Raw genomic sequence first — 6,607 nt, forward strand, 5'->3', positions numbered from 1 at the left:
CCCCGGTCGCCGCCTCGGCCGCGACACGGAGGTTGCAGGGCGCCCCGGGCGGCCGCGTGGTGCCGGGGCGGGTGCTGGGCGCGGCCCAGGTGGCGAGGTCGCCGCCGCGGTCCTGGCCGCCCAGCAGGGTCTGCACCAGCGCGCCTTCCACCGCCCACGGCCCGGCCTGGGATTCGGCCAGCCCGTCGGAAACCTGGCCGAGTGCCATCCACGCCGCTTCCTCCACCGCCGCGCGGACCGAGCTGCCTTCCACCACCCGAGGCCACAGCGTGCGGATCAGCGCCAGCCTCTCGCGGTCGGGCAGGGTGTCGGCCGGCAGGCCGGCAATGGCCTGGCTGGTGGAGAGCGCGAGCTCCGCATCCGGCGCCACCGCCCAGCCCGTCAGCACGGTGATCGCCTCCGGCGAGCCGATCTCGCCCAGCGCGCGCGGCACCAAACCCATGGAGGCTTCGCGCGCCGGCGCCTCGGGGTTGGCGATCAGCGCCTCGTGCCATTCGCGGAGCGCCGCCACCCAGGTCTCGCGCTCGGGCTGCGGCAGGTCGCGGCCCCGGCGCAGGAAGCCGGACATCGCCTCGGCCTCCGGCTGGCGGGGGGTGCAATGCGTCTCGGTGCAGTGTTCGCGCCAGACCGCCAGCGCGGTGTCCAGCATGGCGCGCGGCGCCGGGCGGTCGCTGCGCTGCCCGGCGAAGCCGGCCGCGACCAGCGCGCCGATCGCGATGTCGCGGTGGCCGTTGGTGCGGCTGCGCTCCAGCATGGTGAGGACGACCTGGTTGGCCTTCGGCTGGTCCATCGAGGCGAGGAGCGCCAGCGCGACGGGCTGGCCGCCATCGTCCGCGCGGCGCTGCAGCAGCGATTCTTCCAGCGCGCCGGCGATGATGCGCGGAACCGCCTGGGCGCGGCCGAGCGCCTGTTCCACGTCGCGCGCGAAGACCTCGCGGAACTTCTCGTCGCGCAGCAGCTGCTGGAGGAACTGCTCGCGCAGGACGGTGCCCTGCTGTTCCCAGGCGTCGCTGAGGCCACGGGCGACGGTGCGTTCCAGGTCCTGGCGGAATTCCGGCCGCTCCGCCGCCTGGCGCAGCGCGGCGCCGAGCGCCGCGCCGTGCTGCGCGCGGAAGGCCTGGTCGATGGCGGTCTGTGCCTCGAGCTTGGACAGTTCGGCGCGGGTATTGAACAGCGTGGTCATGGTGCTGCTCAGCGACGCTTCCAGCGTGCGCTGGCGGTCCTGCAGCTGGGCGCTGATCTTGTTGGTGATCGCGGTGTCCAGCAGCTGCCACACCAGCGTCGCGGCCAGCACGATGCCCGGCAGGCCGAACAGCGTGACCGGGCGCCACAGGCGCTTGCCGGTCTCCGAGGCCACCTGACGGGCGAAGCGATCCGTGAGGATCTTCTTCAGCTCTTCGGTCGGGATCTGGGAAACGACGGGCTCGGCGCTCGGGGCATCGGATGGCATGGGCCACCTCGCATCCACAGGGGCTCCCGGCACGGCGATGTTTCCACGACCGCAGGTTCGGGAACAATGACAAATCCGGCAACCGCGCCGCGTGCCTCGGCCTCCCCCTGCCACCTGCGGCGGCGGCGGGTTCCGCAAGCGCGATCAAGCGCGACCGCGGCATGATGGCGCCATGCCGCACGACACGACGCCGCAGGACGCCGGGGCTGCCCGCCTCAAACCCGCCACCCGCCTGGACTACGGGCGGCGCATCGCCCGCGCCATGGCGGTGATCGCCGCCGATCCGGCGCGCAACCCTTCGCTGGAGGAGCTGGCCGGGGCCGCCGCCTTCAGCCCCTTCCACTTCCACCGCATCTACCGCGAGCTGACCGGCGAGACGCCGGCCGAGACGCTGGCGCGGGAGCGGCTGTCGCGCGGGGCGCTGCTGCTGGTGCGGGACAGGCTGGCGGTGGCCGCCGTGGCGCGGCGCTGCGGCTATGGCAGCGCGGCGGCCTTCACCCGCGCCTTCCGCGCCGCCTACGGCATCCCGCCGGCGGCCTATCGCGAGCAGGGCGGCATCGGCACGCCGCTGCCCGCCCCCATTCCCGACCGCGAGGAGACGACGATGCACGAGATCGCCATCCGCAACGAACCCGCGCTGCGCCTGGCGGCGCTGGAGCATCGCGGGCCCTACGCCACGATGGGCACGGCCTTCGACCGGCTGGGCGCCTGGGCGGCGGCACGCGGGCTGATCGGGCCCGATACGCGCTTCATCGGCCTCTACCATGACGACCCGAAGACCGTGCCCGAGAAGGACCTGCGGTCCGACGCCTGCCTGACCGTGCCGCCGGGAGCGGAGGCCAGCGAGGGCGTGCGGATCCTGGAACTGCCGCCGACCCGCGTCGCCACGCTGGTCTTCCAGGGCCCCTATGCCGAGCTGGAGCCCGTCTACACCTGGCTCTACCGGGACTGGCTGCCGGGCAGCGGCGAGGAACCGGCCGACCAGCCCCCGCGCGAGGAGTATCTGAACGACCCCAAGAGCCTGCCGCCGGCCGAATGGCTGACGGCCATCATGATGCCGCTGAAGGCGAAGACCGGGGCGTGACGCTGCCCGCTATTCCAGCGTGCGCAGGAAGGCGCGCAGGTCCTCGGCCCAGAAGCGCGCATTGCCGGTGGTGCCGTGGCCCAGCGTCTCGGCACTGGCCGGGATCACCAGCAGGCGGGCATTGGGGATGCGGGCGAGGGCGCGCTCCTTCAAGCCGGTCTCGGGCGGGTTGCGCTCGTCGTCGGCGGAGTTGATCGCCAGCACGCGCGCGCGGATGCGGTCCAGCTTCGGCTCCGGATCGTAGTCGCGCGAGCTGTCCCACCGCCAGATGAAGTCGTTGGCATCGCGCGGCGGCGGCGCGGCCAGGCGCTGGTCCACCAGGCGGTCTGCCGCGTCGCGCGTCGGCGCGCTGCGCTGCAGGTTGAGCGTGCCGCCATTGGTGCCGGTGGCGTAGACCACGTTGGCGATACGGAGCGACGGCGGCTGGGTCGTGTAGTTGCCGTCCATGTAGGCGGGGTCGCGGCGCACCGTCTCGATCATCAGCCGGCGCATCATCCAGTTGCGGCTGGACATCGCGGTGGGCTGGGACGCCATGGGCACGATCGCGTCCATCATGTCCGGGAAGTTCGTGGCCCAAGTCCAGGCCATCATCCCGCCCATGGAGTTGCCGAGGATCAGCCGGAGCTTCCGGATGCCCAGCCCCTCGGTCACCAGGCGGTGCTGCGCCGCCACCATGTCGTCGTAGGTGTAGCGGGGGAAGGCGGCGCGCATCCCGTCCGAGGGCTTGGAGGAGTTGCCGGTGCCGAGCGCGTCGGGGATGACGATGAAGTAGCGGGCTGCATCCAGCGGCTGGCCCGGCCCGAAGAGCTGCCCGGCGAAGGCGGGCGAGAGCATGCCGCGCGCGGTGCCGTAGGTGCCGTGCAGGATCAGCACGGGCGGGTTCGCGGGGTCGCCGAGCGTCAGGTAGCCCAGCCGGACATCCATGACCTGCCCGGTGTGGAAGCGGAAGTCGCGCGCGGTCCAGGTGGCTTCGCGTGGCGCGGGCCAGTTGGGCGCGGGCTGCTGCGCGAGGGTGGGCCGCGTGGCCGCGGGCAGCGCGGCGAGGGCCAGCGGCAGCAAGAGCGCCGCGCGGCGAACCATGCGCATGGACGTGTCTTCCCACAAGGTTGTTGCGCGAAATCGTAGCGGACCGGCTTGGGGGAGGCCACGGTTTCGTGGCGATGCGCGGCGCGGTCCGGATGCGACGAGGGCGGGCCCGGTCCCGGGCCCGCCCCGCATCCGTGCCGGATCAGAAGACGAAGTCGTATTCGGTCGGCGCGTAGGTGCCGGTGAAGTTGATCGCCAGGTCCGCCGCGCCGTCGCCGTTCACGTCGCCCTTCAGCGTCCAGCCGCCGCGCGTCGTCTCCAGCCAGAGGTCGCCGGCCGAGGTGAAGAAGGGGCGGCCGCCCGCGACGAAGTTGAAGGCCTGGTCGCCGGCCTGCGTGGTGTCGGCGTCGATCTGGTAGAGGTCGATGATGTCGTTGCTCTCGAAGCCGCTGACCGTGTCGCGGGCCAGGTCGGTCGAGTCCGACAGGCTGGCCCAGCAGAAGGTGTCCACGCCGATGCCGCCCATCAGCAGGTCGCGGCCGGCGCCGCCGTCGATCCGGTCGTTGCCGTCGCCGCCGCCCAGCGTGTCCGCGCCCATGCCGCCGAACAGGTTGTCGTCACCGGCGCCGCCCCAGAGCTGGTCGGACCCGGCATCGCCCATCAGGCTGTCGTTGCCCTGCTCGCCATCGATGTAGTCGTTGCCGCCGTCGCCGTAGATGCTGTCGTTCTCGTAGCCGCCGAACACCGTGTCGTTCTCGGTACCGGCGCTGACCGTATCGCGGCCGAGACCGCCGCGGATGCTGTCCGCGCCGGTGCCGCCCCAGATGAAGTCGTTGCCGACGCCGCCATCCAGCGTGTCGTTGCCGGCCATGCCGGTGATCTGGTCGCCGAGCAGGCCGCCGGTGATCTTGTTGCCCAGCTCGTTGCCGGTGCCGTTGAAGGTCGAGTCGCCCCAGTAGGACAGGTTCTCGACGTTCGCGCCCAGCTTGTACAGGCCGAGGTCGGTGCGCACCTCGTCGATGCCGGCGTCGGCGTATTCGACCACCACGTCGCCGGCCTGCTGGACGATGTAGGTGTCGTCGCCGACGCTGCCCTCCATCACGTCGTTGCCGCTGCCGCCCTCGAGCCAGTCGTTGCCCTGGCCACCATGCAGGTAGTCGTTGCCATCCTCGCCGAACAGGCCGTCGTGGCCGTCCATGCCGTAGACGCTGTCGTTGCCGGCGCCGGCGGCGATGCCGTTGTCGAGCCCGTTGCCGATCAGCACCTGGCCGCCGATGTCGAAGGCCGCGCCGGTCTGCAGGTACTCGACGTTCTCCGCCAGCGTGTAGGTGGCGGCGCCGGTGACGATGACCGTCACCTTGTCGATGCCGCCGCCGGCGGCCTCGACCACCTTGTCCGTGACGTCGATGGCATAGGCGTCGTCGTCCGCGCCGCCGTCGAGCGTGTCGATGCCCGGGGTGCCGTAGTCCTGCAGGTCGTCGTTGCCGCTGCCGCCGACCAGGCTGTCGTTGCCGGCGCGGCCGCGCAGCGCGTCGTGGCTGTCGCCGCCGTTCAGCGTGTCGTGGCCGGCATTGCCGTCCAGGTAGTCCATGCCGCCGCCGCCGAAGACGTAGTCGTGCCCGCCGCCGGCGTCGATGTTCTCGCCCTGCCAGTTGCCGGTGTAGGCGTCGCCATAGGCGGTGAGGGTCTTGTTGACGGCGTAGGGTGCGGTCGGCCCCGCGGTGAAGGGCTGCTGGCGGGGGTTGAACTGGACGGCCGTGGTGGCGCCGAAGGAGCTGGACATCGCGGAGTGATCCCTGGTTCGAGCCGACAGCCCTGCGCTGCCGATGGCGGGATCATGCGGAGCGGACGTTGCAGCCGCGCGTTGCCGCTCGTTTCGGTTTCTGCGGCCCGCTACCGGCACCCGCGCAGCGTTGTTTCGATTGCTGCGCGGCGCTTCAAACGCCCTGGCCCGGCTCCGCTGCCGGCTGCCTCGTGCGGCCGGCCGCATCGGGTCGCCCCGAACGAGAAGAGGCGGGCCCCGCGCAGGCGCCCGCCCCTGGTTTCGGTGAGGGTCTGCGCCCGTGGCGCGGTCAGACGTCCAGCATCAGCCGGCGCGGATCCTCGATCGCTTCCTTCACGCGGACCAGGAAGCTGACGGCTTCCTTGCCGTCCACGATGCGGTGGTCGTAGCTGAGCGCGAGGTACATCATCGGGCGGGCCTCGATCTTGCCGCCCACCACCATCGGCCGCTCCTGGATCTTGTGCATGCCGAGGATGCCGGACTGCGGCGGGTTCAGGATCGGCGTGGACATCAGCGACCCGTAGATGCCGCCATTGGTGATGGTGAAGCTGCCGCCGGTCAGCTCCTCCAGCTTCAGCGCGCCGTCGCGGGCCCGCTTGCCGAAGTCGCCGATGGACTTCTCGATCTGCGCGAAGCCGAGCGTGTCGGCGTTCCTCAGCACCGGCACGACGAGACCGGAGGGACCGCCGACGGCGATGCCCATGTGGACGAAGTGCTTGTAGATGATCTCGTCGCCCTCGATCTCCGCGTTCACCGCGGGGTATTCCTTCAGGGCGGCGACGCAGGCCTTCACGAAGAAGCTCATGAAGCCGAGCTTCACGCCGTGGCGCTTCTCGAAGACGTCCTTGTACTCGTTCCGCAGCGCCATCACCGCGCCCATGTCCACCTCGTTGAAGGTGGTGAGCATGGCGGCGGTGTTCTGCGCCTCCTTCAGCCGCCGCGCGATGGTCTGGCGCAGGCGCGTCATCTTCACGCGCTCCTCGCCGGTTTCCAGCGCGCGGGCGGGGGCCTTGGCGGCGGGCGCGGCCGGGGCGGCGGCAGGCTTGCTCAGGAAGGCGAGCACGTCGCCCTTCGTCACGCGGCCATCCTTGCCGCTGCCCGCGCCGACCTGCGCGGCGGTGATGCCGGCATCGGCCATCGCCTTGGTCGCGGCCGGGCCGTTGGGCAGCTCGCCGGGGCGGGAGACGGGGCCGCTCGGCGCACGGGCCGCCTCGACATGTGGGGCAGCCGGCGTCTGGGGCGCCGGCGTCGGCGCGGTGGGCGT

The 6,607-nt window shown here is 71.9% G+C and carries 5 protein-coding genes; 1 reads left to right on the top strand and 4 read right to left on the bottom strand.

Annotated elements, in window-relative coordinates; genetic code table 11:
- A partial coding sequence (locus tag OZN99_RS22475) for a hypothetical protein (RefSeq protein WP_270937491.1) occupies positions 1-1,450 on the bottom strand: 1,450 nt, incomplete at its 3' end.
- Positions 1,451-1,622: 172 nt separating this feature from the next.
- Here OZN99_RS22475 and OZN99_RS22480 point away from each other — a divergent pair.
- On the top strand, positions 1,623-2,534 hold the full coding sequence (locus OZN99_RS22480; RefSeq protein WP_270937492.1) for an AraC family transcriptional regulator: 912 nt from the start codon (positions 1,623-1,625) through the stop codon (positions 2,532-2,534).
- A 9-nt stretch (positions 2,535-2,543) separates the two neighbouring features.
- Here the strand turns inward: OZN99_RS22480 and OZN99_RS22485 are convergent, their stop codons facing one another.
- The 3 genes from OZN99_RS22485 to odhB all read right to left on the bottom strand — a co-directional run.
- Entirely contained in the window at positions 2,544-3,620 is a 1,077-nt protein-coding gene (locus OZN99_RS22485) for an alpha/beta fold hydrolase (protein WP_270937493.1), read from the bottom strand.
- A gap of 142 nt (positions 3,621-3,762) precedes the next feature.
- Positions 3,763-5,343, bottom strand: coding sequence for a calcium-binding protein (locus OZN99_RS22490; protein ID WP_270937494.1), 1,581 nt, complete (start codon positions 5,341-5,343; stop codon positions 3,763-3,765).
- 289 nt (positions 5,344-5,632) lie between these two features.
- On the bottom strand, positions 5,633-6,607 hold a 975-nt coding region (gene odhB, locus OZN99_RS22495), incomplete at its 5' end, for a 2-oxoglutarate dehydrogenase complex dihydrolipoyllysine-residue succinyltransferase (RefSeq protein ID WP_270937495.1).

It is taken from the genome of Falsiroseomonas oryzae (assembly GCF_027856955.1).
Classification (GTDB): Bacteria; Pseudomonadota; Alphaproteobacteria; order Acetobacterales; family Acetobacteraceae; genus Falsiroseomonas; species Falsiroseomonas oryzae.

Coding starts and splice junctions, on each gene's coding strand:
- OZN99_RS22480 (WP_270937492.1), top strand. CDS start 1,623: ATGCCGCACGACACGACGCCGCAGGACGCCGGGGCTGCCCGCCTCAAA.
- OZN99_RS22485 (WP_270937493.1), bottom strand. CDS start 3,620: ATGCGCATGGTTCGCCGCGCGGCGCTCTTGCTGCCGCTGGCCCTCGCC.
- OZN99_RS22490 (WP_270937494.1), bottom strand. CDS start 5,343: ATGTCCAGCTCCTTCGGCGCCACCACGGCCGTCCAGTTCAACCCCCGC.